Here is an 18,898-nt window from a genome sequence, read left to right as displayed (position 1 = left end):
TGCGGAAAATGGAACAGGTCAAAAAAACCAAGGCCGTTGTTAAGCAGCCACAGCTGGTGCTAATTCAGCAATACGGGCTTTCGCCGCAGATAAGGCTTTTTCTGCACTTTCTGGTCCCATATTTAAACCTTCAGCATAGATAAAGTTTAAATCTTTTAAACCGATGAAATTCAGCAAAGCAGTGACAAACGGAGTTTGCGAGTCCATTGGAGTGCCCTGATACAAACCACCACGAGTTGCGAAAATAAACACTGGTTTATCTTGTAACAAGCCGACAGGACCTGTTTCAGTGTACTTAAAGGTAATACCAGCCCGAGCCAGACGGTCAAAATAGGCTTTCAACTGGCTCGGCACACCGAAGTTGTACATAGGCACGCCCATCACTATAGCGTCAGCCTTTTTAATTTGCGCAACAGCTTCGTCTGACAAAGCAGCTAAAGCTTTTTGTTCGTCAGTACGGTCTGACTCTGGAGTCATCCAGGCCGCCATTTCTGTCATGGTTAAATGTGGGTAGCTGTCCTGAACCAGATCAACAGTTTCAGTGCTGAAACCTGCAGGTAGAGCCGCTAAAAACTCCTGGCTTAACTGAGTTGATTGACCTTTGTCGCCGCTTATAGAACTATTAATTACTAGTACATGTGCCATGATGGTTTCTCCTAACGAGTGAATGCTCATAGAGTAACTTTAACTTTTTAGACAATAAATCAGAATAAATCAGACAAACCCTTCTATTTTATGAACAAATCCAAAGTCAAAGCCGTAGCGTAATTAAAGCACGAGTTAAAACTATGTAGGCAGGATTGGAATAATGTTGGATTCAACATCAGTTCAAAGGCATGATGATGGTAATTACCAGAGGCTCAGTATTCAAGGATCTATGTCAGTTCAACCACAAGACAATACGCAGTGGGAACAAGCTTTAACTTTTATAGCGGTGGACCGCGATAAACAAGCCTATTCACAATTGTTCAGTTATTTTGCGCCACGTTTGAAAGCTTTCGGCCTGAAGATGTTTGGTAACGAGCAACAGGCGATGGAGATGGTGCAGGACACCATGCTGAACGTGTGGCAAAAAGCCAGGCTATTCGATGCCAGTCGCGGCTGTGCTTCAACCTGGATCTTTACTATAGCCCGGAACGTGCGATTTGATATGCTTCGCAAAAAGCAAAGCAGGAAAGATGAGCTGTCAGCAGACGATTTATTTTTCGATGGCGATTATCCTGAGCAAGAAGGCACCGACAGCAACGAATGGGATCTGTGGTTATTGGCAGAAAAAGTTGCGCCTCACTTTGCTAAACTGCCCCCAGCTCAGCGTGACGTTATGGAAAAAGTTTATTTAGAAGAAAAATCGCATCAGGAAGTATCGGATGAACTGTCGATTCCGCTTGGAACAGTCAAGTCTCGTATTCGCCTTGCGCTTGATAGATTAAGAGAGGCTATTGATGATCCACGCAGTTAAATATCACCCATCGGTAGAGTTACTCGAGCAGTATATAGAAGCCAGCCTTGCGCCCGAATTAAGCGTAGCTATTGCTGCTCACCTCGACCTCTGTCCACATTGCCAGCGCATCAAAATGGATTTGGAAGCTGAGGCAGGTGTGGCGTTAGCGGCTCTGCCACAGGCTCAGAGCACAGAAACTGATTGGCAACAAATGCTTGACTTCATCACAGCCCAACCAGAAGCTGCAGCCCAGCAAAAACAAAGACAACCTTTTGCTGTGCAGATCCAAAATAGCGAAATATTAGTGCCGGCTTCGCTAAGACCACTGCTAAAGGACAAGCTGAAATGGCTAAATCTCGGCGGTATCAGCACAGCTAAACTGGCAGGTGAAGACCAACATAACGTATCTCTGCTATATATTCGCAAAGACAGTGAAGTGCCACAACACACTCATTTAGGCGTAGAGATAACTTTAGTACTGAAAGGGAAAATCTACGACGAATCAGGTTGCTATGGTGAAGGTGATTTATTAATTAACACAGCGGACCACACACATACCCCACGAACTATGAGTGAAGATTGTTTGTGTCTGTCGGTATTAACTGCACCGCTGAAGTTTAAAAAAGGCTTAACACGCTTGTTAAACCCACTACAGCATCTGTTTTACTAAACAGCCGAAAACTATAGGGGCGACCTTTATGGTCGCCCCTATTTCTGCCGAAACTAAGTACTAAGGATAGTCAGGCTAAAAGCGCTACCCCACCTTTTAAATTAAACACGAGTTCAAACCCAGCTCTGTTCAACACTTTTGCAGCTAATAAACTACGATTACCAGAACGACATACTAGTAGCACTGGTCCTGGTGTTTTTGTATGGTGCTCAGCGACCCGTTGCACTAATGAAGACAAAGGAACGTCTTTAGAAACCAAGTCAGGCAAGTACACTGACAAAGCGCCAGCAGCCTGCTCGTGAGGTTCACGCACATCCCATATTTGCAAATCAGGATACTGCTGTATTAACGCTGCGATCTGATGTTTATCAATCACAGCAGTGGCATCAGATGCACAAACCTCGACCACGCCACAAAAATGCCCTGATTGCTGTTGCAGCCAGTCGTTTTGACGCTGCAATTCACTTAGCCACTGCTCAGGCGTATCTTCGGTTCTGAGGATCTGTTGCAATACAGGTTGCTCTTGCAGCATCAGATCCCAACGGGTGAAAAACCGCTGAGCATAGTCATGGCTGGAGACCAATAAGGTTTGAGCCTCTAGTTGCAGCTCCAAAGCTCGTAAACTCTGGCGAAACGCCTGACTGTCTCCACCCGGTAAGTCCAGCCGTCCAGTGCCTCCCGGCAGAATAAAATCACCAACAAAAGCAAATTTTTGTTGCTGATGCTGCCGTACCAAAATAGTCACAGCTTCAGGACTATGACCAGGAGTAGCCACAGCGTTCAACTGATAAGGCCCCATTTTCAGGCTGGTTTCGTCTAAAGGCCAGCCAAGGCTGTTGGTATTTGCAGAGTGCAGTAAATCCACTAACAAAGTGACCAGCTCAGGCCGTGCTGAAGGGTGATCTTTATGTTGATGCGTATCAAGAATAGCCCTTACTTTTAACTGATGCCCCTGCACTAAAAGTGCAATGCGGCTAGCCAGTGGCAACACGGCATCGATGATAATAACTTCTGAGGTCTCTGCTGACACCAGCAAATAGCTGCATAAATCTTCGTGTTTTAACTGCACTAAGCCTGCTAAAGGCTGAAGTTCTGTGCTACTGGCATCACTTAATACTAAACAACAGGAATTCACCACGGCTTTTAATGCCAGAATAGCGCTACATGCTTGCTGACATTCCTGTGGCGTCATCGCAGGACCAAAGGATAGCCTAATAGCCCCCTGACTACGCCAGAGTGGTAAACCCATCGCATTGAGTACAAAACTGGTCGGAATTTTGGAGCTACAAGCAGAACCTGAACTGACTCGAATGCCCGCGGCATCAAATAAATCCATAATATCTTTGCTGGCAAAACCTGGTACAGAGAAGTTGATAGTGGTAGGCACTATATAAGGTTGGTCGCTATTCAGAACTAAATCAGGAAAGACCTGACGCAACGCAGACAACAGTTGATCACGATAGCTCCACAACTGCTGATCTGGCTGAAAAACCGAGCCCTCTTTTAATTTCAACTGCTGAAATATCGCCTGCAATGCTGCAATACCTGGCAAGTTTTCAGTACCAGAACGTAAACCACTCTCCTGCCCGCCTCCAGCTAAGAGCGGCTGATAAGGCGTTCCTTTACGAACATACAAAAAGCCAATACCTTTAGGGGCATAGAGTTTATGACCACTAAAAGGCGCGTAGTCTATGGTCATTTGTTCCAGCTGTAAGGGCATTTTTCCAAGCGCCTGCACACAGTCCACCATCCATAACACGTGCGGGGCAATACTACGGATAAGCTGCTGTAACGCGGTCAAGTCCTGCTTTACACCTGTCTCATTATTAGCGGCCATAGTGCAAATCAGTAGAGTATTGGGCAATTCTTGTTGGATAAAATCAAAACTCAAAAGGCCATGTTGATCGACAGGAATAGCTTTAATAGTCGCCCCAAGCTGCAATACATGATTCCAGTGTTCAAGACTTTGAGGTACAGCTTTGTGTTCTGTGGCACCGTACAGCAAGCTGTAAGCAGGCCCTGTTTTTCCCGACATGCGGGCATGCAACAAGGCAGAGAAAATAGAACTTTGAATACCTTCGGTAGCTCCAGAGGTAAAGACGATCTCGCCGGAACCGGCTCCAATCAGCTGGCGTGCCAGTTGCCTGGTGCTTTCTAGCTCGACTTTGGCTTTAATACCAGTACTGTGGCTACTGCTTGGATTGCCAAAACACTGCTGCATCGTATGTTGCACCGCAGCCGCAGCGCAAGCCAGTACAGGAGTCGTTGCATTATTATCCAGATAAATTTCTTGTGGCCGGGTAACAGGCTTTTGCATGGTTCGCCCCATATAACTAAAGGTTATATTATATATGGCAATATAATAACCAGCCCCAACAGCTGTGACAAGGTGATCAAGGTAAGTACAGCTTAAAGGATAATTTTGCCAAAGTAATTGCTGTTGCAGCAAGGCGACAAGCAATCGAGTCCCAAGGAGCATAGTCCACTATGTGACTTGGGCTCGGGCGCGCAGTCAACAACGCTGCGGCTGCAAGTACGAAGGCACAAAAAAACCGCCTTTCGGCGGTGTCTGACTACTCGATTAAATCTTTTGGAATCTGTGAGCGTAAACCAGCCCAGATTTTTCCACTTTCTTTACCGTACTTACGTACCGCAAACACCACTTCGTCATGTTTACCTGCTTCTGCATACTGCTTTAACTGGCTGTAATACTGACGAGCCAGCTCGCGGGCTTCAGAAGATGAAAAGTAAAACCGAGCGATTTTGTTATACAGACCACGGAAGCCATTTAAAATCAGCACATAAATGCGATTGGAGGAATGCAACGCCATTTCATGATTCAGGTTGTAATCAAAACTAGCAAAAGCTTCAGCCGTGTCTGCTAAATCTTCTGCGCCGGCGAACGAAGCTATGACCTGATCTTTATGGGTTTTAATAGCACCACGAATATAAATTGCACTGATGTTAGTGCGGGCAGATAACAACTCATCCACCAACTCAGGCATACGTTCTTCATCTAAACGCGCCAGCGTTTCGAGAATATTTAAGCCTGAGGTTTCCCAGAAATTATTAACCTTTGTTGGTTTACCGTGTTGGATAGTCAACCAGCCATCACGAGCTAAACGCTGCAATACTTCGCGTAGGGTCGTGCGGGTGACGCCGATCAGCTCTGACAGTTCACGTTCAGCTGGCAGAATGGAGCCCGGCGCAAATTTACCATTCCAGATAGATTCAACGATATATTCTTCAGCAAAACCAGCTGGGCTTTGCGCTTTAATTAAATTCATAGTCATGCGGATGAGCCCGTTGTCATTATTATAATGTCAGATAAATGGCACTGATTGTACCAGAGACAAAGCAGTTAACAAGCTATGGATTAAAAATAGCTGTTCAGCGCGCTGTGGGTTGTCTTTCGGCTGTTTTTACCTTAGATTGAGCAACTTATAGTTTTGTTTTATCAAACAAAGGGATCCGAATGTTATCCAGTCTGGCAAAATGGTCAAAACAACGATCGGCATGGCTCGTTTTAGCTCTGTCAGCCACAGTGTTGTTAGGTCTGGCGTTGTACTTTCAATATCAAATGAATTTACAGCCTTGCATGTTATGTGTTTATGCCAGAGCAGCATTGACAGGTGTTATTTTCGCAGCCCTGATCGCGTTAATTTCACCGACCAATGGTTTATTACGCTGGATAGCTTTATTCACTTTTAGTGCGAGTTCGATTTGGGGTTTTATCATTACCCACGAACACGTAGGCGTAGAAGAGCTAGTGCAATCTGGCGGTTTATATACCTGCAGCTTGTTTCCTGAATTCCCGCTGGGTTTACCTTTAGATAAATGGTTTCCGGAAGTTTTTAATCCAACAGGTATGTGTGGTGATATAGCCTGGCGTTTTATGGATCTCTCCATGCCAGTCTGGACTCGTGTCATTTTTGTAGTTTATACGCTACTGTCACTGATGTTAATTTTCAGCCAGTTTAAGAAGCAAAAATACAATCCATACGACTAAATTCAACATCTAAAAAAGGAGCCAAAAGGCTCCTTTTTTTATAAAACACGCTATTAGCCGATGATAGCTAACAGCTCTACATCAAAGACTAAAGTACTGAATGGCGCAATTTTGCCACCAGCGCCACGCTCACCGTAAGCCAGGTTGTGTGGGATAGTTAAACGTAACTTGGTACCAACTGGCATCAGTTGCAGCGCTTCAGTCCAGCCGGCGATCACGCCAGAAACAGGGAATTCAGCAGGCTGACCACGGTCATACGAGCTGTCAAACACAGTACCGTCAATCAAAGTGCCGTGGTAGTGCGTACGCACTGTAGAAGCTTTGGTTGGTTTCTCGCCATCACCTTGTACTAATACTTCGTATTGTAAACCCGACTCAGTCACAGTCACGCCTGGTTTTTTCGCATTTTCAGCCAGGAAAGCTTCACCAGCGCCAGCTAAAGCTTTGGCTTGTTCTTCCTGTTGTTCCTGCATACGCTGGCTGATCACCTGGAACGCAGCACCAATTTGCTGTTCAGATACTTCTGGCTCGTCACCCTGGAAAGCAGCAGCTAAACCTGCGGCTACCGCCAGAATATCCAAACCGTCAAAAGGGTTGTCAGCAAGTTGCTGACCCATTTGCAGGCCTATGCCATAACTGGCGTGTTGCTCTAAGCTGGTAAATTTAGTAGACATAAAGTTCACTTGTAGTTTGGCGCATGAAGCGCGTTGTAGAAGCGCAAATCAAATTCGGCTTCAGTTTCAATCTGATGCAACATCAGATCACGAAAGTTGTTGTAGCTGCTGCCATAAACCTAAAACCAGGCTTTGGTCCTGTTCAGTCAGCTCACCACCGTCAATAGCTGAATCAAGGCTCTGTTGCACAGAATCAGCAAGTTCAGCCCGATCAAAGTGCTGTTCAGTAAGCTCTAAACGCCCCACGGCTAAATCAAAGTGGCCACGTAAATAACCACCGGCAAACAATTCATCATCACTGGCTTTTTGCACCATTGCATCTAAAAACTGGGCAACCTGCTGAATATAGGCCTGAACGTCCTGCATTTTCACTCCTCCAGACCTAGTCTGTACATCACATAATCGTTGTAACCAACCAGCACAGGGATCAGGCCCTGTAATTGCTGATCAAGATTTGCATCACCGGTATCGGCTAATAAAGGCCGGCCTTCGAGTTGCTGTAGTTTAGTTTTAGTGGCGACTAAACAAATATTAGCGCGGCCCACTGCGCGAATAACAGCAGGACTTAATTGCTGATTACCGCGGCCAAACACATGACCCTGCCCGCCAATTAAGGTGATCACCAGCTTGCTTGGATAATCCTGCACCAGCTCCAGCAACTCTGTGGCTGTGACATCGGAGGCAATCAGTTGACCATTTTCAACCACATCAACGCCTAATAAGGTATTGGGCAAACCTAATTCTTTCATTACGGCGGCGACAGTGGAGCCTGAGCCCATCACATAACGCACGTCATCGTCCATGGTGCTGGCTATATAGGCTGCTAAATCATCCAAAACCAGCTCTTCTGCTTCTTTACCGCCATTTTTCACACTTTGGATATAACGCAGCTCGGCTGGAATACGCATTTCGCCAAAACGTTTAGCGCGCACTATGCCCTGACGGAAGGCCGTTTCGTCTATATCCATCACAGCAGCTTCGGTTAAAGTGACTAACTCGCCTTTAACCAATTGAGCTATGACTTTGCCAGCTGCCAATGGGCTAATGGCATAAACGCCGGAATGAATTTTACAGCCTGCTGGCACACCAAGCACAGTAGCGCGTTCACCAACAGCAGCACAGATATTCCGTGCTGTGCCATCACCACCGGCAAATAACAATAAATCCACGCCCTGTTCTGCGATGGCAGTAGCAGCTTGTTCTGTATCGTCTGCAGAGGTGTGGCTGGATTCTGGTGTGTAACAAATCTGAAAGTGAAAGCCTAAAGATGCTAATAAATCAGCGCCCATAGCACCAGCAACCGTCAGTATTTGTATCTGTTCTTTCAGAGGCAACAACTGATCTAAGGCCAAAGCGGTTTTATTTTGCGCCTGAGGCACAGCACCTAAAGCTAAAGCCTGTTCCACCACGCCATCACTGCCTTTCAGTGCAACAGCACCACCTACTCCGGCTACAGGATTGATAATTAAACCTAAACGAAACAGACTGGCCACAACACCCTCTACAGCGTAAAAAAAACGCCGCATTGTAGCCTTTTACACCTGCAATGCCCAGCAGGAACTCACTACTGCGCTAAAGGTTTTGCGGTTGACGCAAGGTTTTTGGCAAAGAAAAGGCCATTAAGGTGGCGCCTAAAGCCGCCACTGCAGCACTGACAAAAGTTAAAGTAGCGCCAGGTCCATCAGCCCATAGTACGCCGGCACAATAAGCGCCAATAGCACCACCGCCGCCATACACTACACCTGCATACAAAGCCTGACCACGGCTACGCTGCGCTGGTGCAAAAAAGCTCTGAATAAACTGCATAGCGCAGCTGTGAGCCAATGCAAAACTGGCGGCGTGGAATAACATACTAAAAGCCAGCCAATACCAGTGTTCTGCCAAATAAGCCACAATCAACCAGCGTACTATGGTCAGGCCATAACAAAAGGTTAGTAACACTCTATAACTAAAACGGTTTAATACTTTACCGGCGTAGAAAAACGCAATAATTTCTGCCAACACCGCCAGTGCGATCATCATTCCTGAAGTCACACCGCTGTAACCTAAGTCGCGGCAATACAAAATAAAGAAACCATAAAAAGGTGCAAAGCTGATTTGCATTAAAAAAGTGGCCGCCATAAAACGTAAAAACACCGGATGCTTAAACAGAGTTCTGAAACGAATAGACTCCTGTCCTTCAGTATTTTTTAAGGTAAACGACGGCAGTAGAAACAAAGTTCCAAGCAGCAGTGCCAAAAACACAGTGGCCCCCCAAGGCAAAAACTCTGAGCCAAAATGTTGCAGCAGCAGCCCACCCAGCATCACAACAACGATGTAGCCGACACTACCAAAACTGCGGACACGACCGTACACAGTGCTGTCGTTGTTCAGATAATGAAAAGCGCTGACCTCCAGCTGTGGCAAAATCGCAGTCCAGAATAAGCTGAATAATCCCAAACCCAATACCAGAGGCCAATAGCCAAAATCAACGTAACTGCTCAGCCAGCCAATGGATGCGAGCACAGCGCCAAAACGCATCACACTGATAGGGTCGCCTTTGCGCTCTACCACCATAGCCCAGAGGCTAGGGCCAATAATCCGGCTGGTGGTGACTATTGCCAGCAGCAAGCCTATGTCGTGAGAATTAAAACCACGACCATCAAGAAACATCGGCAGATAAGGAACAAAAATGCCCAATACGGCAAAATAAGCAAAGTAAGCGAGGCCCAAAGCTGGGGTGGTGGCAAGTTTCATCAGATTTCCACTACAAAATTAAAAGTACATCACTACGATGTAAAAAAACAAAACGCCGCGTTAAGCGACGTTTCTATTCTATCTCAAACCGTTACGGCTGCCTTGCTATATCCGGTGTTGTGACAACCACATCCGCATTTTGTGCTCTGTGGCGCAGAAAATGATCCATCAGTACTATCGCCAGCATCGCCTCAGCGATAGGTACAGCACGAATGCCGACACAAGGGTCGTGTCTGCCCTTGGTGATCATCTCTGTTTCTTCACCACTAGTGGTAATAGTTTGACCTGGAATGCTGATACTGGACGTAGGTTTTAACGCAATACTGACGTTAATATCCTGGCCCGACGTAATGCCACCTAAAGTACCGCCCGCATGGTTGGCACTAAAGCCAGCTAAACGCAGCTCATCGCGATGAGTCGAGCCGCGCTGTTCTACTACAGCAAAACCATCGCCAATCTCGACTGCTTTGACGGCATTAATACTCATCATGGCATGGGCTATATCGGCATCAATGCGGTCAAACACTGGCTCGCCCCACCCCACAGGCACACCGGAAGCCACTACGTTAATACGAGCACCGACTGAGTCACCGTCTTTTTTCAGTTGACGCATATACTCATCTAACTGCTCAACTACATCGACATCAGGGCAAAAAAAGGCGTTTTGCTCGACCTGAGCCCAATCCAGCTTCTGCGCTTTAACAGGACCAAGTTGGGCCAGATAACCACGAATTTCGATGCCAAACTTGGCTTTTAAGTACTGCTTGGCAATGGCACCAGCTGCGACACGCACCGCAGTTTCACGGGCTGAAGAGCGGCCGCCACCACGGTAATCTCGGATACCAAATTTATGCCAATAGGTGTAATCGGCGTGCCCCGGACGGAACAGGTCCTTAATCGCTGAATAGTCCTGTGAGCGCTGATCGGTATTTTCAATCAATAAACCTATGGATGCGCCTGTACTGACACCCTCAAATACTCCAGATAAGATTTTGACAATATCGTCTTCGCGACGCGCTGTGGTGTAACGCGAAGTGCCGGGTTTGCGTCTATCCAGTTCAAGCTGAATTTGTTCCAAATCGAGCTTTAAGCCGGGCGGCAGGCCATCCACTATGCCACCAATAGCGGGGCCATGGCTTTCACCAAAGGTGGTCACTTTAAACAGTTGACCTATAGAGTTACCCGACATCTTCTACTCCTGAATCTTATTATCTGTTCTGACTAATTAAGCTGAAAAACTATCCTGATGTTTTACTAAATCGGTTTTGCTGATGGCAAATACGCCCAAACCACCACGTTCAAACTCCAACCATTGCAAAGGCAGATCCGGATATTGCTCTTGCAGTGCGACCATGCTGTTACCTACTTCACAAATCAGCCAGCCACCATCATTTAAATGTTCTGCGGCTTCAGACAAAATGCGGCGTGTCAGCTCTAAACCATCCTGACCAGAGGCTAAACCTAATTCAGGCTCATGATGGTATTCATCTGGCAAGTCAGCCATATCTTCAGCATCAACATAGGGCGGGTTAGTCACGATCAAATCGTAGGTCTGGCCTTTGATCGCATCATAACCATCAGACAACATCGGAAATACCTGATGTTCCAGCTCATGCTGCTCGATATTAAAAATAGCCACGTCGAGTGCATCTTCACTGATATCTAATGCATCCACTTCGGCATCAGGAAATTGCTTAGCGCAGGCAATAGCAATACATCCAGAGCCGGTGCATAAATCTAAAATACGGGCTGGTTTTTGCGCTTTAAACCAAGGCTCGAAGCTTCGGTTAATCAGCTCGCCTATAGGAGAACGTGGCACTAACACCCGCTCGTCGACATAAAAACTCAAACCACAGAAAAAGGCTTGCTGAGTTAAATAAGCAGCCGGAATACGTTGTTCAATGCGTTGCAGCAACAAATCGCAAAAGACTTTGGCTTCGGTGCTGGTCATGCGCAGTGACAACAGGTTTTCAGTAATACGCGCCATATCCAAACTGTGCGCCAGCAGCAAGGCCGCCTCATCCCATGGATTATCAGTACCATGGCCAAAATAGATGTGGGCTTTGTTAAACTGACTGACAGACCAGCGTAACCAGTCGTGAATGGAATGCAGCTCGCGGATGGCTTCGTCTATAATTTCCGCAGTCAGATGGCTGCTTTGATGCTCTGTCATTGTGTTTTACTCTAGTGATTGGTTAGACTTCGGGCATGCGAAAAAAAACACCAGTTCCAGATCTTCCTGATGATGAAAAGCAGCTGTTCCGAGATTCGGTGACAGGCGCACGCCCCTTGCAGCAGGACAAGATACCTTTTGCCCGCCAACCCGGCAAGGTCAGAATGGCCGCAACTTTAACAAATAGCAGTCCAGATAGCCATTTGTTTTACTTTTCCGACCAATATGAAGGCTTTTTCAGCGATAGCCAGACTCTGGCTTTTGTCCAGACAGGTGATGACCCCACTTTAGCCCGTCAATTAAAAAGAGGCGAATTCCGCCCAGCCGTAGTGTTGGATTTACATGGTTTAACCCAACAACAAGCCAAAACCGAATTGTCTGGTTTATTGGCTTATTGCGAGCAACAGCATTTTAATTGCGCTTGTGTGGTTCATGGCAAAGGACTGGGTATTCTGGCAAAAAGAGTACCCAACTGGTTGGTGCAGCACCCCAATGTACGGGCTTTTCATACGGCCCCTACCGAATGGGGCCGGGATGGTGCTTTACTGGTGTTACTCAGGACACCGACTTAACCCGCTCGATCAGGCTTGGGCAGGCATATTCTTTTATACCCCCTTTATGTTGATGGTAACAAATGCAAGCCATACCTGCAGTGTCAAAGATTGGCGTCTGTCCACTGCGGGTTAAAGCTTCAACCAAAAAGCTCACCAGCGGCATATGAGAGACCAGCACTATTTTGGCTTCAGGATTTTCTGCGTACAGCACGTCGAGAAAATCGACCACTAGCTGTGCATTTCCCTCAGGCACCAGATCTGTATTTAGCTCAGCAGCCTGGTTTGTCAGCCCATGAGACACCAAAAGTGCCGCAGTTTGAGCAGTCCGACGATAAGGGCTGGAGAAAATCCGGTCAAATGCACTATAGTGGTGGAGCAGCCACTCAGCCATTTGACTGACTTCGGCCTGACCTGCTGCTGTTAATTGTCGTTCACTGTCGCTCAAGTACTGCGGTTCAGCTTCACCGTGCCGCATAATAACCAAATTTACCATTGTTGCTACCAGTTACAACTTCGCGACGCTCGCGAAAAGAGTGCGCTATGATAATGAAAGTTACGGCCGACAGTAACTGCTAATAAAGCATAAAATTGCGTTATTATATTCCTAATCGCTATGATGAACCCTCGCATTCTGTATTTTCAGGGTTCCTGTCACGAGGCATAAATTGAAAAAAAGCCAGTTAATGCAAAGCCCTAACGATAAACGTCAGTATTTGGCATTGAATTTATCGAACCAACTGCCCGTGCTCTTAGTGCATCAACAAGATGCAGAAAAAAGTGCAGCAGCTCTGACCATCAATGTCGGACACTTTGATGATCCGGCAGAGCGCCAGGGTTTAGCCCACTTTTTGGAGCACATGCTTTTTTTAGGCACGGAAAAGTATCCGGATGCCGGTGACTATCAGCATTTTATTAATCATCATGGTGGCAGTCACAATGCCTGGACAGGCACTGAACATAGCAGTTTCTTTTTCGACATAGACACAGATTACTTTGAACAGGCCCTTGACAGATTTTCTGACATGTTTCGAGCCCCGCTGTTTCACGCTGATTACATTGAAAAAGAGCGCCAGGCTATTGAAGCTGAGTTTTCACTTAAGTTAAAAGACGACAGCAGACGCATCTATCAGGTACACAAAGAAACTGTGAATCCAGCCCACCCTTTTGCCAAGTTTTCTGTGGGCAATTTGTTGACCTTGTGCGATACACCAGAACAAAGCCTGCAACAGGCTGTTCAGCAGTTTTTCAAAGAGCAATACGGCGCCCGTCGTATGACTTTATGCCTGGTATCACCATTACCTTTGCAACAACTGGAACAGCTGGTTCACCGATACTTCGAAACCTTACCTAATGATGTCAGCGCAAAAGCCTCATTATCGCAACCTTTGTATCTGGATGAACATCAAGCTCTGCAATTAGACATAGCTCCACATAAATTTAGCCAACGGCTCGTTGCCAGCTTCGCGTTGCCGGACATCCAGCCTTGGTATAAATACAAGCTGATCTCTTTTTTGGCGCATTTATTAGGGGATGAAGGTCCGGGTTCTTTACTCGCCTATACAAAGGACAAAGGCTGGGTCAATCAGCTAAGTGCGGGTGGTGGCATAGATGGCAGTAACTATAAGGATTTCACCTTATCATTTGAGTTAACAGAGCAAGGGGTCCTTGCCAAAGAACAAATCATCGAAACTTTGTTTGGTCAGTTGCAGCTACTTCGTCAATCGCCATTTCCACATCAGCTGTTTTTGGAGCGTCAACGTTTAGTGCAATGGAGCTACTTGTATCAGGAACCGAGCACTGCGCTGCAGGGAGCCTGCGACTTGTCGGTGAATATGCAGCATTATCCAGTGGATGATTATGTCTACGGCGATTACAGGATGGATCTGCCACCAGATCCCTTGTACCGGGAACTATTGCAGTTTTTCAGGCCTGATAATATGAGAGTGATGTTTATTGCGCCTGAAATTCAGGCCAATCGTGAAGCTCGCTGGTATCAAACCCCATACAGCGTGCAACCACTCCAACCAATCCAGTTACAAGCCTATTTGCAGGCTCAGGTGCCAGCAGGCAGTCATTTGCCACAAAGTAATCCTTACCTGGTAACACAACTAAACTTGTTGGAAGAAGCTGATCATATGACCAAGCCGGTTTTAATGGCGAAGGAAAGTGGCTTTAAGTTGTGGTTTAAAGCAGATACCGACTTTAAAACACCGAAAGGTCATATTTTTGTTCAGTTGAATTTACCCAATTGCATTGGTTCTGTCGCTCAAATGGCCTGCAGCCGTTTATGGCTAGAGTTGTTTCAGGATCAAATCAACGAAAGTTTTTATGCGGCGACAACAGCGGGCCTGACTTATCATTTGCACGTACAACACAATGGCATCAGCTTGCACAGCAGCGGATTAGCTGGAAATCAAATTAAACTGGTTTCTGACTTATTGGGGCAGATGTGCTTTTGTCCATTTGATGAGCTGCGTTTTGATGAAATCAAACGTCAGTTGATACGACACTGGCAAAACCATAGCAAAAATAAACCTGTGTCCAAATTATTCAGCCAGCTGTCCTCCTTGTTACAGCCTTTGAACCCAGATATTGATCAACTGGCAGAGGCGTTACAGCAACAAAGTTTCAGCGCTTTCAAACAGTTTCATCAACAACTGCTGAAACAAGTCCATCTGGACGCTTTTATGCTGGGTAACTGGCGTAAAGAGGACGCAGAACAGTTAAGTCAGTCTTTAAGGTCTTGGCTTGCAGAACAACTACAGGGTGAAGCTTTGCCTCGCCAGCGTTATAACACAGAGGGTATAGGGCCTGTCTGGGTCAAGGTGCCTGTTGAACACAGTGATCAGGCACTGGTGATTTACTTACCATCACGGCAAAAGCGGCCTGTGGATATGGCGCTTTTTATGTTGGCAAATCATTTACTCTCTCCGGAATATTTCCATGTGTTGCGCACTGAGCAGCAGTTGGGCTATCTGGTGGGCACTGGTTATGTGCCTATGAACCTGTTACCCGGTATCGCTTTTTATATTCAAAGCCCTTCGGCATCATGTGCCGATTTGTACCAAGCCACCTTGGCTTTTTACAAAAACTTTTTGTCAGAGCTTGAAGCGCTGGATGAAGAGGAATTTGTGCAGATGAAACAAGGCTTGTCAACGCAAATAAAAGAACGCGACAGCAGCCTGGGCGCCAGAGCTAAACGTTTGTGGCTGGCAATTGGTCAAGGTGATCATCAATTTGACTTAAACGGGCAAATTGAACAGGCGTTAGAGCAATTAAGCCTGACTGATTTTATCGCATTTTTTTACCAACTGTTGGCGCCAGACTATGATGCTATTTTTCTGGCTACGGGGGATAAGCCTGACCATAGCCATTTGACTGAACAAAACCCGTTCAATTTATTAGAGAAATTACCTTTATTGTCGGAATGGCTTTGACAGTCCTGACAACTTTCGTTAACGTGAAATAACATAAATTAAAAAAGTCTTACTGTGCGCCTTACTCCTGTTTTTTCTTTGGCATTTAGCCTTGTTCTCACTGCACCTTTGCCTGCGTATGCCGCAGGCTGGGAGCAGTTGCAGCCTTACGTATTGACCATTATCTCAGTCCTTTCGATTGTTGCATTAACTCTGGCTCACCTGAGCATAGTAAGGATGCGCCGCTATCAGACTAAACTTGAGCAAAGTGAAGAACGTTTGCGGCTATCTTTGTGGGGTAGCGGTGATGAGCTTTGGGACTGGGACATGCAGGCCGGTCAATTATACCGTTCAAGCTCCTGGCATCAACCCCTTGAACAACCTGGCGATAGCCAACAGTTTCCACCCAATCGTTCTGAAATCCATCCACAAGATGTAGAGAGAGTCACTAGTTCATTGCAACAACATATGCATGGCATGACTCCGATATTTGAAGCCAGTTATCGCATCAAAGCAGCCAATGGTCAGTGGCTTTGGGTACTCGACAGAGGCAAAGTGGTGCAACTGAACGAGCAAGGTCAAGCGATCAGAATGACAGGTACCTTAAAAAATATTCAGCAATTAAAAGAAACCGAAGAGCGCCTAAGCTTGTTCGCACGTTGCTTAGACAACATCTCTGATGCGGTGATGGTCTGTGATACTAATTTTTCTTTGCTAGAGGTCAACCCTGCCTTTGTCACCATGACGGGCAAAAGTCGCGAGTCCGTGCTAAATAACGTTTTTGAGCTTTGCCTCTACCCTGCCCGCTTTTTACACGAAATCCGCCAGGCTTTACTGGAGCAGGGGTATTGGGCTGGCGAAATTGAAGACAAAAGGCATAACGGTGAGTTGTTTCAAGCTGAACTCAGTTTTGATGTGATCAAGGATGAGCAAGGTCAGGTACAGCAATTTGTTGGCGTAGTTTCTGACATCAGTGATCGAAAGAAAAGAGAAGCAGAACTGAATCGTTTGGCGGACACTGACACTCTGACAGGCTTGCCAAACCGGGCTCGTTTTTCCAGTCATTTAACCCAGTCAGTGCGTGAAAAAGTGGAGCATGCGCTTTTGGTGTTCGACTTAGACAACTTCAAAAAAATAAACGACTCTTTGGGTCATGAACTGGGTGATACTCTGCTGTGTAAGCTATCTGAACGTTTAAGTCATTTTATCCGCTTTAAAGCCAAGTTATACCGTTTGGGTGGGGATGAGTTCGCCGTACTGCTTGAAAACACCAATGATATTCATAACATCACCAGTCTGGCCAAAGATTTACTAAAACAAATTAATCTGCCATTTTTTATCGAACAACATGAATTAGCCATCACCAGCAGTATAGGCATAGTACTTTATCCGGAAGATGGCCACGACCCTCAGGCGCTATTGCGAAACGCCGATACCGCCATGTACCACGCCAAAAATGAAGGGGCCAACCGGTATCTGTTTTTTAATGACTCCATGAATAAACTGGCGGTCAAACGTTTACAGGTAGAAAACCTGATCCGTCATGGTTTAAAAGAAGATTATTTCACTGTTTATTATCAGCCAAAGATGGACATAGTTACTGGGCAGTTGGTGGGTATGGAGGCCTTGGTTCGTTTTATTACACCAAAAAAAGGCTTAATAAGCCCGGCTGCTTTTATTCCTGTCGCAGAAGAGACAGGTCAAATTCTGGAGATTGGCGAAGTAGTTCTGCAAAAAACCTGTGAAGATGTTAAACGCTGGATAGATATGGGCCTGTTTCATGGCCGTGTTGCAGTCAATTTATCCGCCAAGCAATTTATGCTGCCATTCTTGTGTGAGCAGATAGACGATATTTTGCGACGCTCAGAACTGCCGTCTTATCACCTTGAGCTAGAAATCACTGAGGGCACAGTAATGCAGTCGCCGACCTTAGCCATAGATACCATGAAAAAACTAAGGGCTCGGGGCATTCATTTAGCTATGGATGACTTTGGTACTGGCTACTCATCTTTAGCCTATCTAAAGCAGTTCCCACTGAACACATTGAAAATAGATAAAGCTTTTATCGACGATATGAACACAGCCAGAGGCCGCAATATGGTAGACACTATAGTCACCATAGCACACAACCTTAATCTGACTGTTGTTGCCGAAGGGGTAGAACATGCAGAGCAGCTGCAACAGCTGAAACAACTGCGCTGTGAGATTATTCAGGGGTATTTTTACAGCAAAGCTTTGTCAGCTCAGGAATTTGGTTTGTTCTTAAAACAACAGAAACAACAAAAACCCAAGTTAGCAGCTGTTCCTGCTTGAAAAAAACCAAAGGGGTCAGGCCTTGAGTGTTGAATTCAACATTCAAGGCCTGACCCCCAGTACTAATCTGCGTCGTTATCTACGAAGGAGAAATCTTCTCCACCGTCAGCAATACGCTTCTTACCGAATACGGTATGGAATTTGCGTTTTTCCTGCAAACGTTGCTTGTACTTCATCCAAACCTTTTCATACTGACTGCTGGCTTCCTGCTCACCTTTGCAAACAGCGACGAAACGTTGCTCTTCTTCATTGACTGGCTGGCGTGAGCCTGCTTCCAGTTCCTGCATGGCGTTGCCATGTTTTTCCAGCAGATTACCCTCTGCCAGAGTAAAGCGCCCGGACCTGGTGAATCCCTTAGGGAAATTCTGGTCATCGAAAAAGCGACGGTTAGCGACAAAACTTTGCTGCATCACTTTTTTCCTCTAATTTTGTTGTATCTACAGCTATCCGAATCAAACTGTGCGCAGTATGGTAAACAAAATCAGACTCGTCAAACAAAAATTTTGCTTTGTCAAAAGAAATGATTGTGAAACACCGCGCAAGCTATATTTTGCTTAGAAAATAACCGCAACTAATTGACCAATAACCTTTTTAGTCAGTCAAAAACTACATGCATAGTTACGTCATTAAAAAAGAGAGGGATCAGTCTTAAAAGAAATTCGAAAAACGACCAAAGGCACGACGCAAAGTCAGTCTTTTATGGTTATGAAACAAAGGAAGCACCAAAGGACCTAAACAGAATGCAGCCAGAGCCCAGCGCTTTGCTGCCATTCCTGCACGTAAGGCTGCAATATAGACACTAACACTGCTCAGACATAACAGACTCAGGATAAACACCACACTGACCTCCTGCGTAGCAACTCTGCTTAAAAACCGGTGCACTATACCAGAGAGAGCAACCAGGGTTTAAGA

At 46.0% G+C, this 18,898-nt stretch carries 18 protein-coding genes; 6 read left to right on the top strand and 12 right to left on the bottom strand.

The window, feature by feature from the left end; all coding sequences use genetic code 11:
* Positions 1-39: 39 nt before the first annotated feature.
* Positions 40-645, bottom strand: a complete 606-nt coding sequence (locus EMM73_RS14140) for an FMN-dependent NADH-azoreductase (RefSeq protein ID WP_127687345.1) — start codon at positions 643-645, stop codon at positions 40-42.
* A 163-nt stretch (positions 646-808) separates the two neighbouring features.
* Here EMM73_RS14140 and EMM73_RS14135 point away from each other — a divergent pair, with 163 nt between their 5' ends.
* Together EMM73_RS14135 and EMM73_RS14130 are read left to right on the top strand one after the other, a co-directional pair.
* Positions 809-1,459, top strand: a complete 651-nt coding sequence (locus EMM73_RS14135) for a sigma-70 family RNA polymerase sigma factor (RefSeq protein WP_186435234.1) — start codon at positions 809-811, stop codon at positions 1,457-1,459.
* Complete coding sequence (locus EMM73_RS14130; RefSeq protein WP_127687343.1) at positions 1,443-2,111, top strand: ChrR family anti-sigma-E factor; 669 nt, start codon at positions 1,443-1,445, stop codon at positions 2,109-2,111. Before EMM73_RS14135 ends, EMM73_RS14130 begins: the two co-directional genes overlap by 17 nt.
* 70 nt (positions 2,112-2,181) lie before the next feature.
* Here EMM73_RS14130 and EMM73_RS14125 read toward each other — a convergent pair whose 3' ends face one another.
* Positions 2,182-4,428 (bottom strand): aminotransferase class V-fold PLP-dependent enzyme, encoded by a 2,247-nt coding sequence (locus EMM73_RS14125; RefSeq protein WP_127687342.1) that lies wholly within the window; start codon positions 4,426-4,428, stop codon positions 2,182-2,184.
* Between the two features lie 256 nt (positions 4,429-4,684).
* Complete coding sequence (gene fadR, locus EMM73_RS14120) at positions 4,685-5,404, bottom strand: fatty acid metabolism transcriptional regulator FadR (RefSeq protein WP_127687340.1); 720 nt, start codon at positions 5,402-5,404, stop codon at positions 4,685-4,687.
* 182 nt (positions 5,405-5,586) lie between these two features.
* Here fadR and dsbB point away from each other — a divergent pair, with 182 nt between their 5' ends.
* Positions 5,587-6,120 carry a disulfide bond formation protein DsbB gene (dsbB, locus tag EMM73_RS14115; RefSeq protein WP_127687338.1) on the top strand — a complete coding sequence of 178 codons (534 nt, stop codon included), beginning with the start codon at positions 5,587-5,589 and terminating at the stop codon, positions 6,118-6,120.
* Between the two features lie 53 nt (positions 6,121-6,173).
* Here the strand turns inward: dsbB and EMM73_RS14110 are convergent, their stop codons facing one another.
* From EMM73_RS14110 to prmB, 6 genes are all read right to left on the bottom strand, one after another.
* Entirely contained in the window at positions 6,174-6,794 is a 621-nt protein-coding gene (locus tag EMM73_RS14110) for an FKBP-type peptidyl-prolyl cis-trans isomerase (protein ID WP_127687336.1), read from the bottom strand.
* An 87-nt stretch (positions 6,795-6,881) separates the two neighbouring features.
* A complete protein-coding gene (locus tag EMM73_RS14105) occupies positions 6,882-7,160 on the bottom strand; it encodes a YfcL family protein (RefSeq protein WP_127687335.1) in 279 nt (92 codons plus the stop codon).
* Positions 7,161-7,162: 2 nt separating this feature from the next.
* Complete coding sequence (locus tag EMM73_RS14100; protein ID WP_222422669.1) at positions 7,163-8,320, bottom strand: ATP-NAD kinase family protein; 1,158 nt, start codon at positions 8,318-8,320, stop codon at positions 7,163-7,165.
* 46 nt (positions 8,321-8,366) lie between these two features.
* Positions 8,367-9,530: an MFS transporter gene (locus EMM73_RS14095; protein WP_186435233.1), complete on the bottom strand. Its 1,164-nt coding sequence runs from the start codon at positions 9,528-9,530 to the stop codon at positions 8,367-8,369.
* A 91-nt stretch (positions 9,531-9,621) separates the two neighbouring features.
* Positions 9,622-10,719, bottom strand: coding sequence for a chorismate synthase (gene aroC / locus EMM73_RS14090; protein ID WP_127687331.1), 1,098 nt, complete (start codon positions 10,717-10,719; stop codon positions 9,622-9,624).
* 36 nt (positions 10,720-10,755) lie between these two features.
* Positions 10,756-11,703, bottom strand: coding sequence for a 50S ribosomal protein L3 N(5)-glutamine methyltransferase (gene prmB / locus EMM73_RS14085; RefSeq protein WP_127687329.1), 948 nt, complete (start codon positions 11,701-11,703; stop codon positions 10,756-10,758).
* 35 nt (positions 11,704-11,738) lie between these two features.
* Between prmB and smrB the strand changes: the two genes are divergently transcribed.
* The gene (gene smrB, locus EMM73_RS14080; RefSeq protein ID WP_127687327.1) at positions 11,739-12,275 is read left to right on the top strand and encodes an endonuclease SmrB; all 537 of its coding nucleotides are present in this window, start codon (positions 11,739-11,741) and stop codon (positions 12,273-12,275) included.
* Here the strand turns inward: smrB and sixA are convergent.
* Positions 12,259-12,750, bottom strand: coding sequence for a phosphohistidine phosphatase SixA (gene sixA, locus EMM73_RS14075; RefSeq protein WP_261373440.1), 492 nt, complete (start codon positions 12,748-12,750; stop codon positions 12,259-12,261). The genes smrB and sixA overlap by 17 nt on opposite strands.
* 190 nt (positions 12,751-12,940) lie before the next feature.
* Between sixA and EMM73_RS14070 the strand changes: the two genes are divergently transcribed.
* Both EMM73_RS14070 and EMM73_RS14065 read left to right on the top strand, forming a co-directional pair.
* Entirely contained in the window at positions 12,941-15,694 is a 2,754-nt protein-coding gene (locus EMM73_RS14070) for an insulinase family protein (protein ID WP_261373439.1), read from the top strand.
* 54 nt (positions 15,695-15,748) lie between these two features.
* Entirely contained in the window at positions 15,749-17,986 is a 2,238-nt protein-coding gene (locus EMM73_RS14065) for a putative bifunctional diguanylate cyclase/phosphodiesterase (RefSeq protein ID WP_127687323.1), read from the top strand.
* A gap of 62 nt (positions 17,987-18,048) precedes the next feature.
* Here the strand turns inward: EMM73_RS14065 and maoP are convergent, their stop codons facing one another.
* Together maoP and EMM73_RS14055 are read right to left on the bottom strand one after the other, a co-directional pair.
* On the bottom strand, positions 18,049-18,396 hold the full coding sequence (gene maoP / locus EMM73_RS14060) for a MaoP family protein (protein ID WP_127687321.1): 348 nt from the start codon (positions 18,394-18,396) through the stop codon (positions 18,049-18,051).
* A 238-nt stretch (positions 18,397-18,634) separates the two neighbouring features.
* Positions 18,635-18,826, bottom strand: coding sequence for a hypothetical protein (locus EMM73_RS14055; protein WP_127023842.1), 192 nt, complete (start codon positions 18,824-18,826; stop codon positions 18,635-18,637).
* Positions 18,827-18,898 lie beyond the last annotated feature (72 nt).

The organism is Rheinheimera sediminis, assembly GCF_004005375.1.
Classification (GTDB): Bacteria; Pseudomonadota; Gammaproteobacteria; order Enterobacterales; family Alteromonadaceae; genus Pararheinheimera.
This window is presented reverse-complemented; position numbering and strand designations above follow the sequence as displayed.

Bases quoted from the DNA above. Each gene is read 5' to 3' on its own strand.
- EMM73_RS14140 (WP_127687345.1), bottom strand. From the start codon at position 645: ATGGCACATGTACTAGTAATTAATAGTTCTATAAGCGGCGACAAAGGT.
- EMM73_RS14135 (WP_186435234.1), top strand. From the start codon at position 809: ATGTTGGATTCAACATCAGTTCAAAGGCATGATGATGGTAATTACCAG.
- EMM73_RS14130 (WP_127687343.1), top strand. From the start codon at position 1,443: ATGATCCACGCAGTTAAATATCACCCATCGGTAGAGTTACTCGAGCAG.
- EMM73_RS14125 (WP_127687342.1), bottom strand. From the start codon at position 4,428: ATGCAAAAGCCTGTTACCCGGCCACAAGAAATTTATCTGGATAATAAT.
- fadR (WP_127687340.1), bottom strand. From the start codon at position 5,404: ATGACTATGAATTTAATTAAAGCGCAAAGCCCAGCTGGTTTTGCTGAA.
- dsbB (WP_127687338.1), top strand. From the start codon at position 5,587: ATGTTATCCAGTCTGGCAAAATGGTCAAAACAACGATCGGCATGGCTC.
- EMM73_RS14110 (WP_127687336.1), bottom strand. From the start codon at position 6,794: ATGTCTACTAAATTTACCAGCTTAGAGCAACACGCCAGTTATGGCATA.
- EMM73_RS14105 (WP_127687335.1), bottom strand. From the start codon at position 7,160: ATGCAGGACGTTCAGGCCTATATTCAGCAGGTTGCCCAGTTTTTAGAT.
- EMM73_RS14100 (WP_222422669.1), bottom strand. From the start codon at position 8,320: ATGCGGCGTTTTTTTTACGCTGTAGAGGGTGTTGTGGCCAGTCTGTTT.
- EMM73_RS14095 (WP_186435233.1), bottom strand. From the start codon at position 9,530: ATGAAACTTGCCACCACCCCAGCTTTGGGCCTCGCTTACTTTGCTTAT.
- aroC (WP_127687331.1), bottom strand. From the start codon at position 10,719: ATGTCGGGTAACTCTATAGGTCAACTGTTTAAAGTGACCACCTTTGGT.
- prmB (WP_127687329.1), bottom strand. From the start codon at position 11,703: ATGACAGAGCATCAAAGCAGCCATCTGACTGCGGAAATTATAGACGAA.
- smrB (WP_127687327.1), top strand. From the start codon at position 11,739: ATGCGAAAAAAAACACCAGTTCCAGATCTTCCTGATGATGAAAAGCAG.
- sixA (WP_261373440.1), bottom strand. From the start codon at position 12,750: ATGGTAAATTTGGTTATTATGCGGCACGGTGAAGCTGAACCGCAGTAC.
- EMM73_RS14070 (WP_261373439.1), top strand. From the start codon at position 12,941: ATGCAAAGCCCTAACGATAAACGTCAGTATTTGGCATTGAATTTATCG.
- maoP (WP_127687321.1), bottom strand. From the start codon at position 18,396: ATGCAGCAAAGTTTTGTCGCTAACCGTCGCTTTTTCGATGACCAGAAT.